The organism is Tsukamurella serpentis, from assembly GCF_054780975.1.
In genome coordinates this window covers 324,911-346,512 of record NZ_BAAGVH010000002.1, presented here as the reverse complement: position 1 = coordinate 346,512, position 21,602 = coordinate 324,911, and the positions used below count along the sequence as shown (strand labels likewise).

Here is a 21,602-nt window from a genome sequence, read left to right as displayed (position 1 = left end):
GAACAACCGGAGTTGTCGCAGGGAAACGGACATCTATCGAATTATGTGATCGCGTAGAACCGGTGATCGGTGATGGGCGGACCAGCGGCGCGGGCAACGGCACTCCGGAAGTGTCGGTCTGCTCCGATAATCTTGTCGCATGCCGAAAGAGCTCACCGAGGATGACCGTCGCGCCTGGCAGGAGTTGGCCGAGGAAGTGCGCGGCCACCAGTTCCGCTACTACGTGCAGGACTCCCCGGTGGTCTCCGATGGTGAGTTCGATGCACTGCTGGGCCGCCTCGCCGCAATGGAGCAGGCCTTTCCTGAGCTGGCAGTACCGGATTCGCCCACCAAGCTGGTCGGCGGCGGCTTCTCGACCGAGTTCACCGCGGTCGATCACCTGGAACGGATGATGTCGCTGGACAACGTCTTCGACGAGGGTGAATTGCGCGAGTGGATCGCGCGGGTGCAGAAGGAGGTGGGCTCCGTGGGCTCCGTGGGCTCCGAGGTCACCCTGCTCACTGAACTCAAGATCGACGGCGTCGCTCTGAACCTGGTGTACCGCAACGGCTCTCTGGAGCGCGGGGCAACCCGTGGTGATGGCCGCACCGGGGAGGACGTCACGCTCAATGCACGCACTCTGCGGGATGTTCCGCACCGACTGACGCCGTCGGACGAGTTCCCGATCCCCGATCTGCTCGAAGTGCGCGGTGAGGTCTTCTTCCGGCTCAACGACTTCGAGGAGCTCAACGCCGGTCTGGTGGCTGAGGGGAAGGCTCCGTTCGCGAATCCGCGCAACTCCGCCGCCGGTTCGCTGCGTCAGAAGAACCCGCGGATCACCTCACAGCGCAGGCTGGGCATGATCTGCCACGGACTGGGCCGGGTCGAGGGGGCGTGGGCACCGTCGTCGTTGCACGAGGCGTACCGGGCGCTCGCGGCGTGGGGACTGCCGGTCTCCGAGCACACCGCGCAGGCGGTCGGCCCCGATGCCGTGGTTGATCGGGTCTTCTATTGGGGCGAGCACCGGCACGACCCCGACCACGAGATCGACGGCCTGGTGGTCAAGGTCGATCAGATCGCGCTACAACGCCGCCTGGGTAGCACCTCGCGCGCACCACGCTGGGCGATCGCCTACAAGTACCCGCCGGAGGAGGTCACCACCGAACTGTTGGACATCCGGGTCAACGTGGGCCGGACGGGGAGGGTCACCCCGTTCGCATACATGGCGCCGGTCACCGTCGCCGGTTCCACCGTCGAGTTCGCCACCCTGCACAACGCCTCCGAGGTGCAGCGCAAGGGAGTGCTGATCGGTGACACCGTGACCATCCGCAAGGCCGGTGACGTCATCCCTGAGGTGCTCGGCCCCGTGGTCGATCTCCGTGACGGTACCGAGCGCCCGTTCGTGATGCCGGTGGACTGCCCCGCCTGCGGTGCCGGGCTCGCACCGTCGAAGGAGGGCGACGCCGATATCCGCTGCCCGAACACCGAGACCTGCCCGGCGCAGCTGCGTGAGCGCCTGTTCTACCTGGCCGGCCGCACCTGCTTCGACATCGAGGGCCTGGGCTACGAGGCCGCCGCCGCACTGACCGCCTCGCCGGTACTGCACAACGAGGGTGACGTCTTCTCGCTCACACCGGACGATCTGGCGCAGGTCCCCCTGTTCACCAACGACGGCGGAGGGCTCTCCGCGAACGCCCAGCGCCTGCTGGCCAATCTCGATGTGGCCAAGAACAAGCCGCTGTGGCGAGTGCTGGTGGGGTTGTCCATCCGTCACGTCGGCCCGTCCGCGGCTCGGGCTCTGGCCCAGGAGTTCGGCAGCCTCGACGCGATCGCCGCCGCCGGGGTGGAGGAACTGGCCGGGGTCGACGGCGTCGGCCGCACCATCGCCGAAGCGGTGACGGACTGGTTCACCGTCGATTGGCACCGAGACATAGTGGAGAAGTGGCGTGCGGCCGGGGTGCGGCTCGAGGACGAGCGCGATCAGTCCGTGCCGCGCACTCTGGAGGGCCTGTCGATCGTGGTCACCGGATCGCTCCAGGACTTCTCCCGGGACGAGGCGAAGGAGGCCATCCTGGTCCGCGGCGGAAAGGCCGCCGGCAGCGTGTCGAAGAAGACCGCCTTCGTGGTGATCGGCGATGCGCCCGGTTCCAAGGCCGACAAGGCCGAGCAGTTGGGAGTCCCCGTCCTCGACGAGGACGGTTTCAAGGTTCTGCTCGCAGACGGGCCGGCCGCCTTCGGAGCCGGGGCGGACGCCGAATAGCCCGCCGGGACTAGCGGACCAGGACCGTCGCCACGATCCCGGCGAGGTAGCCCAGCCGGGCCACCTCGGACGGGCGGAAGTCCGGGCCGCCGGGCCGGCCCACCAGCACCACCTTGCCGATGGCGCCCAGCGGGGCCGCGGCCAGCTTGGTGTCGAGCTGCTGCCAGGCCTGCGGAACCCACTGTGCCTGCGCGTCCAGGGCGACCGGGCCGCTGAGCGGCAGGAAGTCGGTGCTCTGCGGTGCGGTCTCGGGCAGGCCGTAGGAGCCGTGCAGTGGCCACTGCGTCTGTGGCGAGTTGGCCAGTACCGCGCACCAGCCCACCCGTAGTACGCGCGGCACCTGATCGACCAGCATCTGCAGCTGGTCGTGACCGGCCGCCGCGACGTGGTCGATCAGCTCCAGCTCACGATGGGTGTCCAGGACGTCCGCATACGGGCGGATCGAGTCGACGGTGATCCCGTCCAGCGATTCGGCCGCGGTGATGAGCGTGTCCGGGAGTGACTGCGGGCCCAGGTCCACCACGATGTCGTCGACCGCGAAGCCGTCACCGCGCTCCACGACGTCCAGCGAAAGGATGTCGGCGCCCACCGATCCGAGGGCGACCGCCAGCGAGCCGAGGCTGCCGGGCCGGTCGGTGAGACGAACGCGCAAGAGGTACGACACCCACCGATTGTGGCATCCGCCCTCAGCGGCCGCAGATTCGTGCCCGCTGTAGCGGAGCGATCCGATCGCGTCGTCAAGATCACACTTGCTCCGGTTGGTGGTGTACGCCGGAGCGTCCGACACTGATGGGTATGTCCACCGACACCCATTCGGCGGCGGCGTCACAGGCTCACAAGGCCGCGTTGACCTCGGTCGCCAGACGTATCGCCCCCGGTCGCGAGCACGACTTCGTGGCCTGGACCGACGCGGGCATCGCTCTTGCCCGCACCTATCCGGGGTTCCTCGGGGGCGGGTGGGTTCGTTCGGTGAACCAACCCGACGAGTACTTCGTCATCTACCGCTTCGCCTCCGATCAGCTGCTCGCGCAGTGGCAGCGTTCGCGGGTGCGCAAGCACTGGCTGGAACGGGGAGCCGGCGTCGCCGTCGAGACCGCCACCCGCCGGGTCTCGGGTATCGAGGGGTGGTTCGCGCCGCAGGCCGGCGCCGACGGTGGCCCGGTCGCCGCCCCGGTGGCCGCGGTGCCCCCGCGCTGGAAGCAGGCCGTGGCGATCTGGCTCGGTTTCTTCCCGTTGTCCCTGCTGATCAACTTCCTGGTGCTGCCGCACCTGACGTTCTTGTCGGCGCACAACTGGGGCCTGGTCGGTCGCACCCTGATCGCGACCCTGATCAACACGCCGCTCATGGTCTTCCTGGTGCTGCCGTGGGTCACCGCGAGGCTCGAACCCTGGCTGCGCCGCTGACCGGTCCGTCGGTACGTCCGCGACGGAGCCGTCGTGCCGGTGATACTGGACTCCGGTTCGACGACGACCACCGGGAGCGCCCATGACCGAGTACGTGTACTACACCGCCTGCACCCTCGACGGTTTCCTCGCCGATCAGAACGACAGCCTCGACTGGCTGCTCAGCCAGCCCATCGACGAGGACGGGCCGATGAACATGGACGAGTTCATGGGCGCGGTGGGGGCGATCGTCATGGGGCGGACCACCTATCAGTGGGTGGTCGATCATCTGGCCGGATCCGGTGACGAATGGCCGTACCAGGCGTGCCCGACGTTCGTCTTCACCCACCGCGAGGTACATCCGGTGCACGAATCGGTCACCGTCGTCTCGGGTGGCCCGGCGTCGCTGCGCGCGGAGTTGGAGGCCGCGGCGGGGGACGAGCGGGTCTGGGTGGTGGGCGGGGGTGATCTCGCGGCGCAGTTCGCCGAGGCGGGCATGCTGGACGAGATGCTGATCAGCTACGCCCCGGCCACCGTCGGCAGTGGGCGGCCGCTGTTCCCGCGCGCCTTCGACTTCGAACTGGTCGAGTGGGCGCGGAACCGGGCCTTCCTGTGTGGTCGCTACCGCGTGATTGGAACGCGCTCCGCTGCGTCGTAGTGGGCCCGGGCCCGGTGCACGGCCGGCATGTTGTACTCCGCCCACTGCTTGACGTGCGTGACCACGTCGTACAGGGACGCTCCCAGCTCAGTGATCGCGTAGGTCACCGTGACCGGGACCGTGGCCTCGACCGACCGGGAGATCAGCCCGTCGCGTTCGAGGGTGCGCAGCGTCTGGGTCAGCATCTTCTGGCTGACCCCGGCCACTTCCCGGACCGCCATCTCATGAAAGATCGAGGCTAGAGGAGCCGAGCCTACGACCGGTGACGGCGAGGTTCCCGCCCGCAGTATAATCGCGGGATGATTCGAACGCTGTCAAACCCGGTCAGATTGGCGGCGCTCTTGTCCTTCGTCGCAGGGGTCGCCGGGACGGTACTTCTGTGGTCGAACCCTAATTGGGTCGATTGCCTTCTGCGTGAAGGACGGGCGGGGGATGCCCGTGTCAATCTGGCTGCAGCACTTGTGAGTTTCATGGTTGGCGCCCCGGTTGCTTTAGTCCTCCTGAACTCGGTTGCTCGGAACACGGCCGCAAGGGCTGAGCGGCGAGAGGCGATCCGGCAGCTTGAACCATCTTTGAGGGCTGCACGTCGTGCGGTAGCCGGCCGACCGCCGGTTGTATGGCTGCGATTGTTGCCGGGCTTCTTGCAGGAACGGTGTCTCGCGCGCTACCTGAACGAGATGAAGTCGGCTGCTGACAATTGGATGACCGCGATGAAGAATGTGGACACCGACTCTATTCGGGGCAAGCACAGTAAGACCGCGATCAGCTGGCTTGATCCGAGCGACCCGGGCTGTGCTGGTAGCCAATTGTATCTCGACATGGATAAAGTCATCGTGTGCAATGAGATGATGGGTTCGGATCGGCCCGTCGCCGAGCGGGTGGCCGCGATCTCGGACGTACATGGTTCGATTCGCGATGACATTGCGGACTGCAAAACAGCTATCAGTTCAGTCATCTTCAACTCGCCATTGAACGAGAGGAAGTCGAAGTCGATCACGGACCGCCGGTCGGAGAATGCAGCGGCTCGCAGAGGCGTACGAAGCTTCTGACTAACCTCGATCTTTCATGAGGGCATCGCCCTGGCCTGATCGGTTTCGGATTGGTGTTTTCGAGCTTGCTTTTGGGCCCGTGGGCGTGGTGGTGTGGCCCGGTGTCGCCTGGGGTGGCGTCGGGTTCCACTGTCCCGTGGGGTGTTTCGTGATCGTGCGGTCAGGAACGTCAGTGCGCTCGTGTCGGTGCTCGCGTTCGGTTCAGCTGGCTCAGCCATGCGATCACCAGCGGGATTCGAGGGCTTCTGCGGCGAGGTGTAGCCGAGTTCGGCGGGCGTTCCGAGCGAGGCTGTTGGTGATTGAGAAGAGTCGGTGGCGCAGCTTCTTCGGTTCCAATCGGCGGGCGTCGTGCCTGGTCAACACCAGCGTTTGCGTCCAGGAGATCAGGGTCGCGGCCAGCTCGGCGATTGCGGCTCAGATCCGGTCCTGGTCGATGACGCAGCGGAAGGTTCCGCAGGCCGGTGTCCCTGAGCGCCCGGATGCGGTCCTCGCACCCGGCCCGGCGGTGGTGCCGCAGCTCGAGACGTTCGATCTTGCCGCGACTGTTGGTGACGAACGCGGTCAACCGACGTGGTAACGCTTTTTTACCAGTTCAGAGCGACTTTCATGCCCGACGCGGCCCCGCTGATGAAGAGCCGAGGCTCACCCATCAGGCAGATCGTCGCGTGACGCCGTGTGCGCACCCGTCGGCACGCCGCATAGGATTGCGGCATGTCTGCCATCTCCCGGGACGAGGTTGCGCACCTCGCGCGACTGTCGCGCCTCGCCGTGACCGAAGAAGAGCTCGATCTGTTCGCCACGCAGCTCGATTCGATCCTCGAACACGTCAAGGTGGTGACCGAGGTCGGTTCCGGAGTGGACACGGCGGACGTCTGCGCACTGACGCTGCCGGTGGGCAATGTGAACGTCAACCGCGAGGACACCCCCGCCGGAAGCCTCACCCCGGAGCAGGCGCTCTCGGGCGCCCCCTCGCGCGAGGGCGACCGCTTCGCCGTGCCGCGCATCCTTGGGGAGGAATGACCATGTCCAACAGCACCGCACTACGCGCATCGAACGAGATCACCGGGGCCACCGCCGCGGACCTGGCCGCGCGGATCGCCGCGGGCGAGATCAGCTCCGTCGAGGTCACCCAGGCGCATCTGGACCGGATCGCCGAGGTCGACGGTGACCTCGGTGCCTTCCTGCACGTCGGCGCGGAGCAGGCTCTCGCCGCGGCTCGCGCCGTGGACGACGCCCGTGCCCGCGGCGAGCAGCCGGTGTCCGCGCTGGCCGGCGTGCCGATCGCGCTCAAGGACGTGTTCACCACCACCGACGCCCCGACCACCTGCGGGTCGAAGATCCTCGAGGGGTGGACCGCGCCGTACGACGCGACCGTGACCGCGAAACTGCGCGCGGCCGGATTGCCCATTCTGGGCAAGACCAACATGGACGAGTTCGCCATGGGCAGCTCGACCGAGAACTCGGCGTACGGCGTGACCCGCAATCCGTGGGCCGCCGACCGCACTCCGGGCGGCTCGGGTGGCGGCAGCGCCGCGGCTCTCGCCTCCTACGAGGCGCCGCTGGCGATCGGTACGGACACCGGCGGTTCGATCCGCCAGCCCGCGTCGCTGACGGCCACCGTCGGTGTGCGGCCCACCTACGGCGCGGTGAGCCGATACGGGCTGGTGGCCTGTGCCTCGTCACTGGATCAGGGTGGACCGTGTGCTCGTACCGTCCTGGACACGGCGCTGTTGCACGAGGTGATCGCCGGATTCGACCCGCACGATTCCACCTCGCTCGACGCTCCTGTCCCGGACGTCGTGGCCGCGGCCCGCGCGGGCGCCACAGGTGATCTCACCGGAGTCAAGGTGGGGCTGGTCAAGGAGTTCGGCGCTGACGGCACCGAGCCCGGTGTACAGGCCAGTTTCGAGGCGGCGGTGCAGCAGCTGCGTGAACTGGGTGCGGAGACGGTCGAGGTCTCGCTGCCCACGCTGGCGTACTCCCTGGCCGCGTACTACCTGATCCTCCCGTCGGAGGTCTCGTCCAACCTCGCCCGGTTCGATGCGATGCGTTACGGGCTGCGCACCGGCGATGACGGCGCCCACTCCGCGGAGGAGGTCATGGCGCTCACCCGTGAGGCCGGCTTCGGCCCGGAGGTCAAGCGGCGCATCATGATCGGTACCTACGCGCTCAGCTCGGGCTACTACGACGCCTACTACGGCAGCGCGCAGAAGGTCCGCACGCTGCTGGCAGAGGATTTCGCCCGGGCCTACCAGCAGGTGGACGTGATCGTCTCGCCGACCACCCCCACCACGGCGTTCAAGCTGGGGGAGAAGGTGGACGACCCGCTGGCGATGTACTTGTTCGACCTGTTCACGCTGCCGACGAACCTCGCCGGTCACTGCGGGATGTCGGTGCCCTCGGGACGCTCCAGCGACGACGGTCTGCCCGTCGGCCTGCAGATCCTGGCGCCGGCGCAGGCGGACGACCGGCTCTACCGGGTCGGCGCCGCCTACGAGGCAGTCCGCGGTCCCGTCGCCTGACGGCCGGCCCGGCTACGGGGCCGGGTGCAGATGGGTGGTGATGCCCAGCATGTTCCAGGTGTTGATGGTGCCGACGGCGACCAGTAGGTCGGTGCGGCGCTCCTCGCCGAGCAGTCGGCCGGCCTCGTCCCACAGGGCGTCGTCGATCGCGTCGATGCCGCCGGTGAGACGTTCGGCGAAGGCCAGCGCGACGCGCTGCTCCGGGTCGAAGAACGGGCTCTCCTCCCACGCCGAGACACCGAAGATCGTGCGGGTCGGCGTGCCCAGCCGTTCGAGGTCGCGGGCGTGCATGTCGACGCAGAACGCGCAGCCGTTGATCTGCGATGCGCGCAGCTTGACGATGTCGTACAGGACCTTGCCGAGCGATGCGGCCAGTCGGGTGTCCAGCGCGATCAGTGCCTTGTAGGTCTCGGGCGACGACGTGGCACCGGGGGTGCGGCTCATGACGGTTCCTCTCATATGTGGATGGTAAATATCCAGGTTCGGGCTCCGGGGTCCGGTTGCGATCGGGGTGGTGCGTTCAGGCGGCGCCGAAGTGGCGCCGCGCCGCGTCGGCGACCCGCTGCGGCGTGGCGTCGGCCAGGTCGGCGATCGAGGTCGAGGCCAACTCGCGCCGCCACGCGAGTTCGGCGCCGCGCATCGCGTGGGCGATGCCGCACGGCCGGGTGAACTCGCTGCGCGGGCGTCCCTCGTTCATTCCGCGCTGCCGGATCTCGGTGCAGGCGAACGCCGCCGTGCCGCCCTCGATGGCGGTCACCACGTCCATCAGCGTGATCTCCGACGCGGGCCGGGCGAGTCGGATCCCGCCCCGGCGGCCGGGGAGGGATTCGGTGATCCCGGTGCGCGCCAGGGCCTGCAGCTGCTTGCCCAGGTACGCCGCGGGGAGGTCGTAGGACTGAGCGAGGCGGGAGGCCGGTACGGGGGTGAGCCCGCCCTGGTCGAGCCAGTGCAGCAGAACGCACGCGTGCGCCGCCCACTCGACACCCTCGTTCATCCGCATGACCCACTCCTTAACCTGGACACAACATATCTGGTTAAGCTGAGGTCGGCAAGTACACCGGCTCGATCAGGTCCGCGACCAGGTCCGATCCCTGGCGTTCGCCGTACCGGTGGCCCAACCCCGGCGGCGGGGCGGTCGCCCCGAGCAGGTCGACGGTGGCCTGCACGAATCCGAGCACCGGGACCCACGGCGGTCGCGGGGTGGCGGTGCCCGTGCCGGACGGCGCCCGGTCCGCGGGTGCGTACAGCAACCGCGGTGACCAGATGCCCACCGGATCGGAGGCGTTGAGCTGCACCGGACCGCCGAGTCCCACCCCGGCCGGGGTGCCCACCTGGAGGGTCCCCGTCACCGGCTGGCCGAGCTCGGCCGCCCGGGTGCCCGCCGCGAGCACACCGACGGCGCCCAGGCTCTGGCCGTACAGGCGGACGGGAGTCGACGGTGACCGCCGGTGCAACTCCTCGATTACTGCGGCGGCGGTGCGCGCCGGGGCGTCCCGGTGCAGCAGGTACGACCGCCAGCTCGGGATCTCGGTGTACTGCACCGCGACGATCGCGCTGTCACCGAGCATCGTCCGCTCCACACCGCGCACGAAATGCGGGTCGACCCACCCGGACCCGGTGGGCACCGCGATCACTACGGCCGCCCGGCGCAGGCCACCGGCCGCGATCAGGCGATCGACGGCCACCGTCGCGCGCCGGGAGGGGGAGTCACCGTCGGACAAGGCGGCGTAGACCCGGATTCCGGGCGTCGCCGAGTCGATGCCGGCGAATCGCTGCGCCTGCGAACCCGGGTCCGGGGCCTGCGCGGTCGCCGGCCACGCCACGCCCGCTGCGACGCACACCCCGAGTGCGGCGATCACGGTGCGCCGACGCCGCGCCCACAGGGCCGCCACCACGAGCGGCGCCGCCGCGACGACGACGGTGAGGACCGCGAAACCGATCGGCCCCAGGGGATCGACGCCGGCCGCCGTCCGCAGCCGGTTCTGCCACAACAGCCACACCATGAGTGCGCCCGCGATCAGGTACGCGGCCGGACGAAGACCGCCCCCGCCGCGGCCGCGGGCACAGGCCGCTCCCGCCAGTGCGCCGAGAGCACCCAGCAGCAGGCACACCATGATCTGCACACCGACCGTGCGTGGCAACTGATTCGGGAACGCGGCGCACGCCACGCCCAGGGCGTACCCGGTGGGTGTCCCGGCGGGCAGGCGCGGCGGGGTCACAGCCGCCCACCGCCGGTCAACCAGCTCAGCGCCAACTGTGCGGCGGACTCGTCCCGCGGCGGGCCGTCGTGCTCACGCCAGGTGTTCGCGCGGACCGCGAGAGTCGTCAGACCCGCGACCTCGGTGCACCGCCGGCGCTGCTCGGCCGGACGTGCCGCGCACACCGCCGAAAGCCGCTCGGAGAGCGTGCGTCGAGCCGGGTGCGGGCCCAACCACCGAGTGGGCGACCCGTCGAGTGCGCGTACCGCAGCAGGTCGTAGCCCAGATCGTGCGCCTGGCACGGCGCTGCGAAGTCGGCCGGGAGCGGGACCAGCGACGAGCACTCCCCGCGGGGATCGATCGCGTAGCCCGCGCCGGCGGCACTGCGGTACTCGGCGGCGCGGTACCCGAATCCGGCCGGCAGTGAGCCGGTCTGTTCGGCGGGACTCACCCGTGGATCGGTGATCGCGCGCACGGCGGCCGCGGTCGCGGCGTCTTCGGCGGCGCCGCTCATGCTGGACGGATCGGCTGCGGCAGGCAACGGCAGACCGAAGGACAGTGGTACGGCGAGGACTGCGGCGACGGTGATGGTTCGTCTCATGCCGCTGACGCTAGGAACGTCCCGCACCGGGACGGATCGGCTGCGCGGGTGGTCCGATATCACTCGCTCGGGTGAGGACCGCGAGTGCCGCGTGCACCTAGCGTTGCGGGCATGAGAGTTCCCCATGGCGGTATTGCGCGTCTCGGTCGTTCCGCGGTACGCGCGGGCCGTTACCTCGACCGGCAGAGCGCGTTGCACATCGCTGAGCCCGACGGCAGCCTGCACGACACCCCGCTGGGCGCCTTCCTCTCCCGCAAGGTGAACTGGCTGTTCCTGATCTTCGCCCTCATCATGTGGTCCATCGCCTGGCCCACGCTCAACGAGCAGTTCACCGTGCCGCCGGTTCTGTTGCCGGTGATCAGCGGCCTGTCGGTGCTGCCGCTTGCGCTGGCGTGGGCGCATCCGCGGACCGCGTGGGCGATCATCGCCGCCACCGCGACGGTCTTCCCGATGCTGTTCTGGTTCACCCCGAAGCAGCAGTGGTACTGGAACTGGCAGGTCTCGCTGATCCTGGCGATGCTGGTGGCAACTGTGATGGTGTATCTGCGGGCCAAACCGGTGGACGCGGTCGCGGTGTGGGCCGGCTCGTCGTTGCTGTTCTGGATCAACGCACAGCCCGGGACCGGCGGCGGATGGGTGGTGGGCCTGACGGTCATGTTGGCGGTGTGCCTGCTGCTGCGGCTGGCGCTGCAATCACGCTCGCGGCTGGAGCAGCAGACCGAGGTCAGTGAACTCGAACGCAGCCGGCGCGCGGTGCTGGAGGAACGCACCCGCATCGCCCGCGATCTGCACGACATCGTGGCCCACCGGATGTCGCTGGTGGTGGTGCAGGCGCAGACCGCCCAGTACCGGGTACCCGATGTGTCCGACCGGGCACGCGGAGAGTTCGATGCGATCGCGGTGTCCGCCCGCGAGGCCCTCAACGAGGTCCGGTCGCTGCTCGGGGTGCTGCGGCTCGACGACGCCTCCGCCGAGCTCGCGCCGGCACCGGGCCTGGCCGGGATCGACGAGCTGATCGACGGTGCCCGCGCGGCCGGCGTGCCGATCGAGTACCTGCCGCTGCCCGATCCGGCGGCGGTCGCCGAATCCACCGCGTTGGTGGCGTACCGGATCGTGCAGGAATCGATCGCCAATGCGACTCGGCACGCGCAGGGTGCCGCGGTGACCGTCATCCTCACCCGAGACGCGGACTGCCTGAATCTGAGCATCGAGAACGGTCCGCGGACCTCCGACGCCGATCTCGGAGGACCGGGCCTGGGGCAGGGCATCGCCGGGATGACCGAGCGTGCCCGCACCGTCGGCGGGTCGTTGTCGGCGACTCCGGCGCCCGGTGGCGGCTTCGCGGTCCGCGCGAGCCTGCCGCTCCGCCCGGCCGGCGCGGCCTGACCGATTAGGGTTGTGAAGGTGCCCATCACCGTTTTCATCGCCGACGATCAGGCCATGGTCCGGCAGGGTTTCGGCGCGCTGCTCGGAGCGCAACCGGACATCTCGGTGGTGGGCGACGCCCCGGACGGCCGGATCGCACTGGCCGAGATCGCGCGGCTGCAACCCGATGTGGTGCTGATGGACGTGCGGATGCCCGAGATGAACGGTCTGGAGGCCACCGCCGAGATCGCCCGCCGGCACCCGGGCGTGCGGGTGCTGATGCTCACCACCTTCGACATCGACGACTACGTCTACGAGGCGCTGCGGGTGGGCGCCTCCGGCTTCATGCTCAAGGACGCGCCGGCGGAGGAACTGGTCCGCGCGGTGCGGGTGGTGCACGAAGGGCAGTCGCTGCTGGCGCCCTCGGTCACTCGGCGGATGATCGCCGAGGTCACCGCCGCGCGGGCGCACCGTCGCCCCGCGCCACCGGAACTGAGCACCTTGACCCCGCGCGAACGCGAGGTGCTCGAAGCGGTCGCCGCCGGAAGGTCCAATGCGGAGATCGCCGCCGCTCTGTTCGTCTCCGACCAGACGGTGAAGACGCACGTCAGCAAGGTGCTGCAGAAGCTGAACCTGCGCGATCGCGCGCAGGCGGTGGTCTACGCCTACGAGACCGGGGTGGTCACGCCCGGGTGAACGGCTCCGCGTCGTCCTGACAGCTCGCGGCGGACACGGCAAGATCGGAGCATGAGCCTGCGAATCGGAGTCCTCACCGGCGGCGGAGACTGCCCGGGGCTGAACGCGGTCATCCGCGCCGTGGTCCGTACCAGCGGGTCGAGGTACGCATCGTCGGTGGTCGGTTTCCAGGACGGATGGCGCGGCCTGCTCGAGGATCGCCGGATCCAGCTCTCCGACGATGATCGCAACGACCGGCTGCTCACCAAGGGGGGCACCGTCCTCGGGACCGCCCGTACCCACCCCGACGTGCTGCGCAGCGGCCTGGACCGGATCAAGCGGACTCTCGACGACAACGGCATCGACGTCCTCATCCCGATCGGCGGCGAGGGCACGTTGACGGCAGCGTCCTGGCTGGCCGACGAGGGCGTGCCGGTGGTCGGTGTCCCCAAGACCATCGATAACGACATCGACTGCACCGACGTCACATTCGGTTTCGACACCGCCCTCACCATCGCCACCGATGCGATCGACCGCCTGCACTCCACCGCCGAATCGCATCAGCGGGTGATGATCGTGGAGGTGATGGGGCGGCACGCCGGGTGGATCGCACTGGACTCGGGCACCGCGTCGGGGGCGCACATGATCCTCATTCCGGAGGCGCCGTTCGACGTCGAGGAGGTGTGCCGGCTGATCAAGCGCCGGTTCCAGCGTGGACACTCCAGTTTCATCGTGGTCGTCGCGGAGGGGGCGAAACCAGCGGAGGGGTCGATGGAGCTTCGGCTCGGCGGCACCGACGAGTTCGGCCACGAGCGGTTCACCGGCGTCGGGCACCAACTGGGTCTGGAGATCGAGCGGCGGATCAACAAGGAGGTCCGCACCACGGTCCTCGGGCACGTGCAGCGCGGCGGTACCCCGACCCCGTCGGACCGGGTTCTGGCCACTCGATTCGGAGTGGCGGCGGCCGACGCCGCCCACGCGGGTGAGGTGGGGAAGATGGTCTCGTTGCGCGGCACCGGAATCGGCCTGGTGCCGCTGGCCGAGGCGGTCGCACAGCTCAAACGCGTTCCGCGGGAGCGCTACGACGACGCCGCGGCCTTCTTCGGTTGACCGCACGCCGGGCACTGGCCGCCGTCTAGCCGTCGTTAAGCGGCCGGCGGCAGGTTATCGGCATGAACCCGAACCCTCCCTCGAACCCGCAGCACCCCGCGCAGCAGTTCCCGGCCCCGCATCCCGCTGCCCCGTACTCCGGCGCGCCCGGTTCCGACGCTCCCCAGCACCCCGGCGGCGTCCCGGGCGCGCCGGGGAAGCCGCGGCCCGGGTGGCTGATCCCGGCCCTGATCGGCGCCGCCGCAGTGGCCATGGTGATCGTGCTGATCGTGGGTGTGGTCCTGGTCAGGAGTCTCGGCGGGGGCTCGGGCGGCTCGCCCGGCGGCGCGGTGAAGGCGTACTTCGAGGCACTGCAGGCCGGGGATGCGAAGAAGGCGCTCAGCTTCGGCAGGCAGGCCCCGGCCGGTACCGACCTCCTCACCGACGAGGTGCTGCGCAAACAGCGCGACCTCGCCCCGATCAAGGACCTCAAGATCGTCAGCGAGTCCGGCGACTCCACCAGCACGGTGCACCTGACCGTCACAATCGGGGACGTCGCCTACGACGAGAAACTGAACCTGACCAAGGTCGACGGCGACTGGAAGCTCGACACCGCCGCGGTCCAACTCAAGCCGAGCGCCACGTACGAGTCCGACCGCAGGCTGCTCACCGTGCTCGGTAAGCCGTTGCCGGCGTCGGGTGTCGTCTACGTCTTCCCGGGTGCACTGGACCTGGGCTCGGCCGATAAGAACCTGGCGCCGCAGAAGACCCGGACCCCTTCCGGCTTCGCGGGACAGGCACCGGTCAAGGGGCTGACCCGGTTCGGCGCAGTCGGTGGCTTCAGCATCGGCTTCGGGCTCAGTGAGAGCGCCAAGACCGAAGCGCGCCAGCAGATCGGCGCGCAGTACGCGGCCTGCGCGGCATCCCGGGATCGTGCGCCCTCCCGCTGCCCCCAGGCGGACTTCTCCGGGGAGAACGGCAGCTACACCTGGACCGCCCCCGGTGTCGACCAGATCGATCTCAACGGTCGTGTCCGGGACGGCAAGCTGCTGTACCGGGACGACCGGCCGTGGGCGTTCACCGCGACCGCGCGGGACGGACGCCCGATCACCGGCACGGATTCGGTGTTCGTCTTCGGGAACGTCACCGTGACCGCCGATTCGGTGTCCGTCTCGTTGCGCTGATCGAGACGGATTAGGCTGGAGGGCATGAGTGTGGACCTCTCCGACATCGATCTTCCCGAGTACGCGGACGTCGTCGCCCGCTACGAGCCCGTGATGGGTATGGAGGTCCACGTGGAGCTCGGTACGGCGACCAAGATGTTCTGCGGTTGCCGTACCGAGTTCGGTGCCGAGCCGAACACGCAGGTCTGCCCGACCTGCCTCGGGATGCCCGGCGCACTGCCGAAGGTCAACGACGAGGCCGTTCGCTCGGCCATCCGGATCGGGCTGGCTCTGAACTGCTCGATCCGGCCCTCGTCGGTGTTCGCGCGCAAGAATTACTTCTACCCGGACCAGCCGAAGAACTACCAGATCAGTCAGTACGACGAGCCGATCGCCTATGACGGCTACATCGACGTCCCGCTGGAGGACGGCAGCACCTGGCGGGTGGACATCGAACGTGCGCACATGGAGGAGGACACCGGCAAGTCCACGCACGTGGGTTCGGCCACCGGCCGCATCCACGGCGCCTCGCACTCGCTGCTCGACTTCAACCGGGCCGGTGTGCCGCTGGTGGAGATCGTCAGCCGCCCGATCGAGGGCGCCGGGGAGCGTGCCCCCGAGATCGCCCGTGCGTACGTGACCGCGCTGCGTGATCTGCTGGCCTCGCTGGACGTCTCGGACGTGCGCATGGACCAGGGCTCGATGCGCTGCGATGCGAACGTCTCACTCAAGCCGGTCGGCCGCGCGGAGTTCGGTACCCGCACCGAGACCAAGAACGTCAACTCGCTGCGCTCGGTCGAGGTCGCTGTGCGCTACGAGATGCGGCGCCAGGCCGCCGTGCTCGACGGTGGCGGTGAGGTGATCCAGGAGACCCGCCACTTCCAGGAGGGCGACGGCACCACCACCGCGGGCCGCCGCAAGGAGACCGCCGAGGACTACCGCTACTTCCCGGACCCCGACCTCGCCCCGGTCGCGCCGCCCGCCGAACTGGTCGAACAACTGCGCGCCACCATCGGCGAACTGCCGTGGCTGCGCCGGGCCCGGATCCAGTCCGAGTGGAACCTCTCCGACGAAGTGATGCGCGATCTGGTGAATCTCGGCGCGATCGAGAAGATCATCGCCACCGTCGACGCCGGCGCCACGCCGGACGCGGCACGATCCTGGTGGGGCAGCTTCCTGCCGCAGCAGGCCAACACCCGCAGCGTGGACCTCGAAGCGCTGTCCATCACCCCGGCGCAGGTGGCCCGGGTGATCGCCCTGGTCGATGAGGGCAAGCTCACCAGCAAGCTCGCCCAGCAGGTCATCGTCGGCGTGCTCGACGGCGAGGGTGAGCCGGACGAGGTGGTCGCCGCGCGCGGACTCGAGGTGGTCCGCGACGACGGTGCGCTGCAGACGGCGGTCGACGGGGCCCTGGCCGCGAACCCTGACATCGTGGAGAAGATCAAGAGCGGAAAGGTCCAGGCCGCGGGCAAGATCGTCGGCGACGTCATGAAGGCCACCCGGGGCCAGGCCGACGCCGCGCGGGTGCGCGAGTTGGTGCTCGCCGCCTGCGAATAGCCCCGGAGCCGCCGGTAGCCCGGAGCCGCCGGGCGCCGGACTCAGCGGGCGGCAGGCGCGGTCAGTCGTCCCCGGCCTTGGAATCTCCGCTCGGCAACGGCACCAGGACCACCCGGTCGTCGGTGGGTGCGGTGGGTGTCGGCTTGTTCGTGGTGAGGCCCTGAGGCATGCCCTTCGGTCCGGTCGCCAGCCGCCCGAAGACGCCGTACCGGGTGCGGTCGAGGACCTGGACCGGCTCACGGTCCGCGGTGGTGGAGCCGTCCGGCAACTGCACCAGTTCCACCTTGCCGGTGCGCTGTGAACTGACCACCACCCCGGCGTCGGTGACCGCGCAGCCGGCCAGGCCGGGCCGGTCCGGCCAGGTCCAGGCGTCGGTGGTGGGGGAGCCGGGAGTGAGCACCCGCAGCCGATCCTGGGCCGGGCCCTGATCGGCGATGAAGATCGGTCCCTTGTTCGCCCGGCACAGTGACGCCCGGGTGCCGCCGTCGGTGGCCAGTACCTTCGGCCGCGCCGGGGTGACGGTGCCGGGGGAGGGGAGCAGCAGAACCTTGCCGGCCAGCGAACCCGGATCCCGCGCGGCGGCGGGGTCGCCGGTGTTCCCGGTGGCCACGACCAGGTCCGGTCCGGCGAACACCAGTGAGCCGGCATTACCCGACGCCCCCTTCGGGATCCCTCCGAGGATGACCTTCGGCTCGTCTCCCGGAGTCACCCGCACCACCCGGTTCTCGGTGGGGGTGCTGATGTAGGCGTAGAACAACCGGTCCTGCTCGTACGACGGAGACAGGGCGATCGAGGTGAGGCCACCGTCGCCCGCGGTGTCCACCGGGATCCGCAGGACCTCGCGGTTCGGCTGGTCGGTGGTGGTGTACGTGATCACCCCACCGCGTTCGGCGACGTAGGCGTGGTCGATCTCGGCGGTGGTGATCAGTGAGGTCGGCTCGTTCAGGCAGGTGGCCAGCACCAGCGGATCCTGATCGATGCAGGGCCCGGGCGGTTTGGGACCGCTGCTGGGCAATTGCGGCGGGGGCGGGGGCTTCTTCGGCGCCTGGCCGGTGGGCGGGCCGGTGAACGGAGCGGCCTCGCTGTCGCTGAAGTCGGCGCACCCGGCGAGCAGTGACACCGCCATCGTCGCCGCCAGCACGGCAGCGGCCGTGGTGGTGAGCGCACGGCGGGTCCCCTCACTCATGCCGCCACCCTACCGATTCGGTGTGGCCGCGGTTCGCTCCCGCCACCGGGCCCGGCAGCGCTCTACTCTGGGGTACGTGAAGGACAAGGACGGAACCCAGAACGAGAGCACGGAGGGCGCGGCGGAGTCGCCCTATGACTTCTCGTCCACAGGCGAACTGCCACGTTTCGGCGAACGGCACCCCACGGGCGGGTTCGTACTCGACCCGCACGACGACTCCGACACCGGCATCGGTCCCGTGCTGCCGCGGTACCGGGACGAGCCCAGTGCGTCCGCCGCCGTCCCGTCGGAGGACCCGGCAGCGGCACCGGCGGACCCCCCCGACTCCCCGACGCAGGACCGGTCCGGCTCCACCGCGCCGGCCGCCGAGCCCTTCAACCCGGCACCCGAGGCCGAGACCACCGCGATCTCCAAGCCGGGCGCCGCTGCGCTCGGCGCCGGAGCAGTGGGGGCCGGGGCGGTCGGCGCCGCCGCGCTGTCCAGTGACGAGCGGGACGAGTTCGGTAAGCGTCACAATCGGCGGCGGGGCCGCGAGCGCGCCGTTCAGGCCCGTGCCGAGGCCGAGGGGCTGCCGGTGGAGTCCGCCGCGACCGAGCAGATCGCGCCGCCTTCGGGCCGCCGCTTCGGTAAGCCGGTCACCGTCACGTCGGCGGAACTGGAGGAGGCGCGCAAGGCCGGTCGGCGCGGCACCACCGACCTGGGCCTGCTGATCCTGCGGGTGATCGTCGGTGTGATCCTGGCGGCGCACGGTGCACAGAAGCTGTTCGGCATCTGGGGCGGACCGGGAATCGACGGATTCGCCTCGGCGCTGCAGAACAGTGCCGATCCGTCCCTCGGTTTCGAGCGCTTCACCAAGATCATCGCCATCGGAACCGGTGTCATCGAGCTCGGCGGCGGCGTGATGCTGGTCCTGGGCCTGCTCACTCCGATCGCCGCAGCCGGGATCGTCGGCGTGATGCTCTCGGCCACGCTGTTCAAGCTCACCACCGTGGGCAGCGGATTCGTGTTCTTCTCCAAGGACAAGGGCGTCGAGTTCGAGTTGCTGCTGCTGTTCGCCGCGGTCGCGATCATCCTCACCGGCCCGGGCAAGCTGTCGCTGGACTTCAACCGCGGCTGGTCGCGTCGGCCGCACATCGGTTCGGTGGTGTGGTTGCTGATCGCGATCGGTGCTTCGGTCGCGGTGTGGGTGCTGCTCAACGGAGCGAACCCGTTGGTCAAGCGCTGACCCGAGAACGACCCGAGCCCCGGTTCCGTCTTTGCGGAACCGGGGCTCGTTCGTCAGCCGGGTGGCCCGATCAGGGCACGTGCCGGACGGCACCGCGGTCGGCGGAGGTGGCCAGCGCTGCGTACGCGCGCAGCGCGGTGGTGACGGTGCGTTCGCGGTCCTTGGGCTGCCACGGACGCTCGGAGGCGTCCATCTTGGCTCGGCGGCGGGCGAGTTCGTCGTCGTCGACGAGAACCTCCAGCGCGCGGGTGTGCACGTCGATGCGGATCCGGTCACCGTTCTCGACCAGCCCGATGACACCGCCCGCAGCGGCTTCGGGGGAGACGTGGCCGATCGACAGGCCGGAGGTGCCGCCGGAGAAGCGTCCGTCGGTGACCAGTGCGCACACCTTGCCCAGCCCCGCGCCCTTGAGGAACGCGGTGGGGTGCAGCATCTCCTGCATGCCGGGTCCGCCCTTGGGGCCCTCGTAGCGCACCACGATCACGTCACCGGGGCTGATCTGCTTGCCGAGGATCTTCGAGACCGCCTCCTCCTGGGACTCGACCACCACCGCCGGACCCTCGAAGGTGAACAGTTCCTCGTCGATGCCCGCGGTCTTGAGGATCGCACCGTCGAGGGCGATGTTCCCGCGCAGCACGCACAGCCCGCCCTCCACCGTGTAGGCGTGGTCGATGTCCCGGATGCATCCGTTCGCGGCGTCGGTGTCGAGGCTGTCCCAGCGGTTCTTCGTGGAGAAGGGCTCGGTGGTGCGCACGCCGCCGGGTGCGGCGTGGAAGAGTTCGACGGCCTCGTCGGTGGCTTTACCGGATCGGATGTCCCAGTCGTCGAGCCAGGCGTCGAAGGACTGCTCGTGCACGGTGTGCACATCGCTCTCCAGGAGCCCGGCGCGCCGCAGTTCGCCCAGGATGGCGGGGATTCCGCCGGCCCGGTGCACGTCCTCCATGTGGTAGTCGCTGTTCGGCGAGACCTTCGACAGGCACGGCACCTTCCGGCTGATCGCGTCGATGGTCTCGAGGTCGAAATCGACCTCACCCTCCTGCGCGGCGGCCAGGGTGTGCAGCACGGTGTTGGTCGATCCGCCCATGGCGACGTCGAGCGCCATGGCGTTGCGGAACGCGGCCGGGGTCGCGACGTTGCGGGGCAGCACCGATTCGTCACCGTCGCGGTAGTAGCGTGTGGCCGCTTCTACGACGACGGTGCCGGCCCGCTCGAACAGTGCCCGCCGGGCGGCGTGCGTGGCCAGGGTGGAGCCGTTGCCCGGGAGGGCCAGTCCGAGCGCCTCGGTGAGGCAGTTCATGGAGTTGGCGGTGAACATGCCCGAGCAGGAGCCGCAGGTGGGGCAGGCGGACCGTTCGACCTCGCCGAGACCCTCCTCGCCGACGGCGTCGTTGGCCGAGGCGGAGATGGCGGTGATGAGGTCGGTGGGTGCGGTGGCGACACCGTCGACGATGACCGCCTTACCGGCCTCCATCGGCCCGCCGGAGACGAAGACGGTGGGGATGTTCAGGCGCATCGCGGCGTTGAGCATGCCGGGGGTGATCTTGTCGCAGTTGGAGATGCACACCAGGGCGTCGGCGGTGTGGGCGTTGGCCATGTATTCGACGGAGTCGGCGATGATCTCGCGGCTGGGCAGGCTGTACAGCATGCCGCCGTGGCCCATGGCGATACCGTCGTCGACGGCGATGGTGTGGAACTCGCGGGCCACGCCGCCGGCGGCGCGGACCGACTCCGCGACGATCTCGCCCATGTTCTTGAGGTGCACGTGCCCGGGGACGAACTGGGTGTACGAGTTGGCGATCGCCACGATCGGCTTGCCGAAGTCGCTGTCGGTGAGGCCGGTGGCGCGCCAGAGCGAGCGGGCGCCTGCGGCGTTGCGGCCGACGGTGGTGGTGCGTGAGCGGAGCGGGGGCATGAGCGTCTCGCCTCGGATCTGGTGGGTGCGGGCTGATTATTCGGAGCAATCGCTCCCGTACAACAACAAGTGCCTGTTCGGCGCGGTTATTCCGGATTATTCCGCGGTGATGTCCGGGATGCGGCCGCCGGAGGCGACTGCGACGCGGGGGAGCTGGCTGACGGTGACGGCGGGTAGTCGCACCTCGGAGCCGTCGGTGCGGACTGCGTACACCGCACCGTTCTTCCCGAGTCTAATCCCGGCGGTCTCGTCCCATTCGAGCGAGGTGGTGCGCGCGATGCGCACGGACCGGATGCCCTCGGGCCCGATCACGGTGCGGACCCGCAGGATCCAGAGTGCTCCGAGGATCGGGACGATCAGCACGAGCCAGCCGAGGATCATCAGGCCGATGTCGGCGGTGCCGCCGTCGACGGCCCGGCCCATGGTCCACGGACCGGCGATCGGGGCCAGGCAGATCGCGAACAGGCCCACACCCAGCAGCGCGATGCCGGGGTGCTTGAAGACCACGCGGTCGCCGGCGTTGTAGGGGACGGCGGTGTCACTGGTGTGATCGGTGGTGACGGTGCGGGTCGCGCCAGTGGCTGCGGCGGGCTGATCGGGGCGTTCGCTCATAACATGCATTGTGGCACGCGGCAGGCAAATCCCATCATGTGAGACGCCAGCGCCCACTGGTTTGACGTGGCTGTGCGCCACCGCCTACTTTCACTGGTGTGAAACACAGCTACCAGCTTCTCGTAATCGGTCGGCGCGTCGCCGCCTGAACCGGTTACAGCCGTTTCA

Annotated in this window: 21 protein-coding genes and 1 pseudogene; 12 read left to right on the top strand and 10 right to left on the bottom strand. The window is 69.4% G+C overall.

The window, feature by feature from the left end; translation table 11 throughout:
• Window positions 1-139: 139 nt before the first annotated feature.
• Window positions 140-2,239: an NAD-dependent DNA ligase LigA gene (ligA, locus tag ACYVHG_RS04070; protein WP_461166146.1), complete on the top strand. Its 2,100-nt coding sequence runs from the start codon at window positions 140-142 to the stop codon at window positions 2,237-2,239.
• Between the two features lie 10 nt (window positions 2,240-2,249).
• On the opposite strand, the gene ACYVHG_RS04065 is transcribed toward ligA, so the two are convergent.
• The gene (locus ACYVHG_RS04065; RefSeq protein ID WP_461166145.1) at window positions 2,250-2,903 is read right to left on the bottom strand and encodes an ACT domain-containing protein; all 654 of its coding nucleotides are present in this window, start codon (window positions 2,901-2,903) and stop codon (window positions 2,250-2,252) included.
• A 131-nt stretch (window positions 2,904-3,034) separates the two neighbouring features.
• On the opposite strand from ACYVHG_RS04065, the gene ACYVHG_RS04060 reads away from it, so the two are divergent.
• Window positions 3,035-3,643: an antibiotic biosynthesis monooxygenase gene (locus tag ACYVHG_RS04060; RefSeq protein ID WP_461166144.1), complete on the top strand. Its 609-nt coding sequence runs from the start codon at window positions 3,035-3,037 to the stop codon at window positions 3,641-3,643.
• Between the two features lie 82 nt (window positions 3,644-3,725).
• Window positions 3,726-4,280, top strand: coding sequence for a dihydrofolate reductase family protein (locus tag ACYVHG_RS04055; protein ID WP_461166143.1), 555 nt, complete (start codon window positions 3,726-3,728; stop codon window positions 4,278-4,280).
• Here ACYVHG_RS04055 and ACYVHG_RS04050 read toward each other — a convergent pair.
• Window positions 4,244-4,501 (bottom strand): winged helix-turn-helix transcriptional regulator, encoded by a 258-nt coding sequence (locus tag ACYVHG_RS04050; protein WP_461166142.1) that lies wholly within the window; start codon window positions 4,499-4,501, stop codon window positions 4,244-4,246. The genes ACYVHG_RS04055 and ACYVHG_RS04050 overlap by 37 nt on opposite strands.
• 78 nt (window positions 4,502-4,579) lie before the next feature.
• Between ACYVHG_RS04050 and ACYVHG_RS04045 the strand changes: the two genes are divergently transcribed.
• Complete coding sequence (locus ACYVHG_RS04045; protein WP_461166141.1) at window positions 4,580-5,329, top strand: hypothetical protein; 750 nt, start codon at window positions 4,580-4,582, stop codon at window positions 5,327-5,329.
• A 222-nt stretch (window positions 5,330-5,551) separates the two neighbouring features.
• On the opposite strand, the pseudogene ACYVHG_RS04040 reads toward ACYVHG_RS04045, so the two are convergent.
• Window positions 5,552-5,897: pseudogene (locus tag ACYVHG_RS04040) on the bottom strand (transposase); the annotation flags it as partial.
• A 143-nt stretch (window positions 5,898-6,040) separates the two neighbouring features.
• On the opposite strand from ACYVHG_RS04040, the gene gatC reads away from it, so the two are divergent.
• Both gatC and gatA read left to right on the top strand, forming a co-directional pair.
• On the top strand, window positions 6,041-6,349 hold the full coding sequence (gatC, locus tag ACYVHG_RS04035; RefSeq protein ID WP_461166140.1) for an Asp-tRNA(Asn)/Glu-tRNA(Gln) amidotransferase subunit GatC: 309 nt from the start codon (window positions 6,041-6,043) through the stop codon (window positions 6,347-6,349).
• Between the two features lie 2 nt (window positions 6,350-6,351).
• Window positions 6,352-7,851, top strand: coding sequence for an Asp-tRNA(Asn)/Glu-tRNA(Gln) amidotransferase subunit GatA (gene gatA / locus ACYVHG_RS04030; RefSeq protein ID WP_461166139.1), 1,500 nt, complete (start codon window positions 6,352-6,354; stop codon window positions 7,849-7,851).
• 12 nt (window positions 7,852-7,863) lie between these two features.
• Here gatA and ACYVHG_RS04025 read toward each other — a convergent pair whose 3' ends face one another.
• From ACYVHG_RS04025 to ACYVHG_RS04010, 4 genes are all read right to left on the bottom strand, one after another.
• Window positions 7,864-8,310 (bottom strand): carboxymuconolactone decarboxylase family protein, encoded by a 447-nt coding sequence (locus tag ACYVHG_RS04025; protein ID WP_461166138.1) that lies wholly within the window; start codon window positions 8,308-8,310, stop codon window positions 7,864-7,866.
• A 61-nt stretch (window positions 8,311-8,371) separates the two neighbouring features.
• Window positions 8,372-8,851 carry an RrF2 family transcriptional regulator gene (locus ACYVHG_RS04020; protein WP_461166137.1) on the bottom strand — a complete coding sequence of 160 codons (480 nt, stop codon included), beginning with the start codon at window positions 8,849-8,851 and terminating at the stop codon, window positions 8,372-8,374.
• Window positions 8,852-8,885: 34 nt separating this feature from the next.
• Window positions 8,886-10,070, bottom strand: coding sequence for an alpha/beta-hydrolase family protein (locus tag ACYVHG_RS04015; protein ID WP_461166136.1), 1,185 nt, complete (start codon window positions 10,068-10,070; stop codon window positions 8,886-8,888).
• Window positions 10,071-10,176: 106 nt separating this feature from the next.
• On the bottom strand, window positions 10,177-10,650 hold the full coding sequence (locus ACYVHG_RS04010) for a hypothetical protein (protein WP_461166135.1): 474 nt from the start codon (window positions 10,648-10,650) through the stop codon (window positions 10,177-10,179).
• Window positions 10,651-10,761: 111 nt separating this feature from the next.
• Here ACYVHG_RS04010 and ACYVHG_RS04005 point away from each other — a divergent pair, with 111 nt between their 5' ends.
• The 5 genes from ACYVHG_RS04005 to gatB all read left to right on the top strand — a co-directional run bounded on the left by ACYVHG_RS04005 (window position 10,762) and on the right by gatB (window position 16,499).
• Window positions 10,762-12,036: a sensor histidine kinase gene (locus tag ACYVHG_RS04005; protein WP_461166134.1), complete on the top strand. Its 1,275-nt coding sequence runs from the start codon at window positions 10,762-10,764 to the stop codon at window positions 12,034-12,036.
• A gap of 18 nt (window positions 12,037-12,054) precedes the next feature.
• Window positions 12,055-12,711, top strand: a complete 657-nt coding sequence (locus ACYVHG_RS04000) for a response regulator (protein WP_461166133.1) — start codon at window positions 12,055-12,057, stop codon at window positions 12,709-12,711.
• Window positions 12,712-12,768: 57 nt separating this feature from the next.
• Window positions 12,769-13,800, top strand: a complete 1,032-nt coding sequence (locus ACYVHG_RS03995; protein ID WP_461166914.1) for an ATP-dependent 6-phosphofructokinase — start codon at window positions 12,769-12,771, stop codon at window positions 13,798-13,800.
• Between the two features lie 62 nt (window positions 13,801-13,862).
• Entirely contained in the window at window positions 13,863-14,963 is a 1,101-nt protein-coding gene (locus ACYVHG_RS03990) for a hypothetical protein (RefSeq protein ID WP_461166132.1), read from the top strand.
• A 24-nt stretch (window positions 14,964-14,987) separates the two neighbouring features.
• On the top strand, window positions 14,988-16,499 hold the full coding sequence (gene gatB, locus ACYVHG_RS03985) for an Asp-tRNA(Asn)/Glu-tRNA(Gln) amidotransferase subunit GatB (RefSeq protein ID WP_461166131.1): 1,512 nt from the start codon (window positions 14,988-14,990) through the stop codon (window positions 16,497-16,499).
• A 61-nt stretch (window positions 16,500-16,560) separates the two neighbouring features.
• On the opposite strand, the gene ACYVHG_RS03980 is transcribed toward gatB, so the two are convergent.
• Window positions 16,561-17,685, bottom strand: coding sequence for a PQQ-dependent sugar dehydrogenase (locus ACYVHG_RS03980; RefSeq protein ID WP_461166130.1), 1,125 nt, complete (start codon window positions 17,683-17,685; stop codon window positions 16,561-16,563).
• Window positions 17,686-17,761: 76 nt separating this feature from the next.
• On the opposite strand from ACYVHG_RS03980, the gene ACYVHG_RS03975 reads away from it, so the two are divergent.
• Complete coding sequence (locus ACYVHG_RS03975; RefSeq protein ID WP_461166129.1) at window positions 17,762-18,910, top strand: DoxX family protein; 1,149 nt, start codon at window positions 17,762-17,764, stop codon at window positions 18,908-18,910.
• 70 nt (window positions 18,911-18,980) lie between these two features.
• Here the strand turns inward: ACYVHG_RS03975 and ilvD are convergent, their stop codons facing one another.
• Together ilvD and ACYVHG_RS03965 are read right to left on the bottom strand one after the other, a co-directional pair.
• Window positions 18,981-20,822, bottom strand: a complete 1,842-nt coding sequence (gene ilvD, locus ACYVHG_RS03970) for a dihydroxy-acid dehydratase (protein ID WP_461166128.1) — start codon at window positions 20,820-20,822, stop codon at window positions 18,981-18,983.
• A 96-nt stretch (window positions 20,823-20,918) separates the two neighbouring features.
• Entirely contained in the window at window positions 20,919-21,434 is a 516-nt protein-coding gene (locus tag ACYVHG_RS03965; protein WP_461166127.1) for a PH domain-containing protein, read from the bottom strand.
• Between the last annotated feature and the right edge of the window lie 168 nt (window positions 21,435-21,602).

Coding starts and splice junctions, on each gene's coding strand:
- ligA (WP_461166146.1), top strand. CDS start 140: ATGCCGAAAGAGCTCACCGAGGATGACCGTCGCGCCTGGCAGGAGTTG.
- ACYVHG_RS04060 (WP_461166144.1), top strand. CDS start 3,035: ATGTCCACCGACACCCATTCGGCGGCGGCGTCACAGGCTCACAAGGCC.
- ACYVHG_RS04055 (WP_461166143.1), top strand. CDS start 3,726: ATGACCGAGTACGTGTACTACACCGCCTGCACCCTCGACGGTTTCCTC.
- ACYVHG_RS04050 (WP_461166142.1), bottom strand. CDS start 4,501: ATGGCGGTCCGGGAAGTGGCCGGGGTCAGCCAGAAGATGCTGACCCAG.
- ACYVHG_RS04045 (WP_461166141.1), top strand. CDS start 4,580: ATGATTCGAACGCTGTCAAACCCGGTCAGATTGGCGGCGCTCTTGTCC.
- gatC (WP_461166140.1), top strand. CDS start 6,041: ATGTCTGCCATCTCCCGGGACGAGGTTGCGCACCTCGCGCGACTGTCG.
- gatA (WP_461166139.1), top strand. CDS start 6,352: ATGTCCAACAGCACCGCACTACGCGCATCGAACGAGATCACCGGGGCC.
- ACYVHG_RS04025 (WP_461166138.1), bottom strand. CDS start 8,310: ATGAGAGGAACCGTCATGAGCCGCACCCCCGGTGCCACGTCGTCGCCC.
- ACYVHG_RS04020 (WP_461166137.1), bottom strand. CDS start 8,851: ATGCGGATGAACGAGGGTGTCGAGTGGGCGGCGCACGCGTGCGTTCTG.
- ACYVHG_RS04010 (WP_461166135.1), bottom strand. CDS start 10,650: ATGAGACGAACCATCACCGTCGCCGCAGTCCTCGCCGTACCACTGTCC.
- ACYVHG_RS04005 (WP_461166134.1), top strand. CDS start 10,762: ATGAGAGTTCCCCATGGCGGTATTGCGCGTCTCGGTCGTTCCGCGGTA.
- ACYVHG_RS03990 (WP_461166132.1), top strand. CDS start 13,863: ATGAACCCGAACCCTCCCTCGAACCCGCAGCACCCCGCGCAGCAGTTC.
- gatB (WP_461166131.1), top strand. CDS start 14,988: ATGAGTGTGGACCTCTCCGACATCGATCTTCCCGAGTACGCGGACGTC.
- ACYVHG_RS03980 (WP_461166130.1), bottom strand. CDS start 17,685: ATGAGTGAGGGGACCCGCCGTGCGCTCACCACCACGGCCGCTGCCGTG.
- ilvD (WP_461166128.1), bottom strand. CDS start 20,822: ATGCCCCCGCTCCGCTCACGCACCACCACCGTCGGCCGCAACGCCGCA.
- ACYVHG_RS03965 (WP_461166127.1), bottom strand. CDS start 21,434: ATGAGCGAACGCCCCGATCAGCCCGCCGCAGCCACTGGCGCGACCCGC.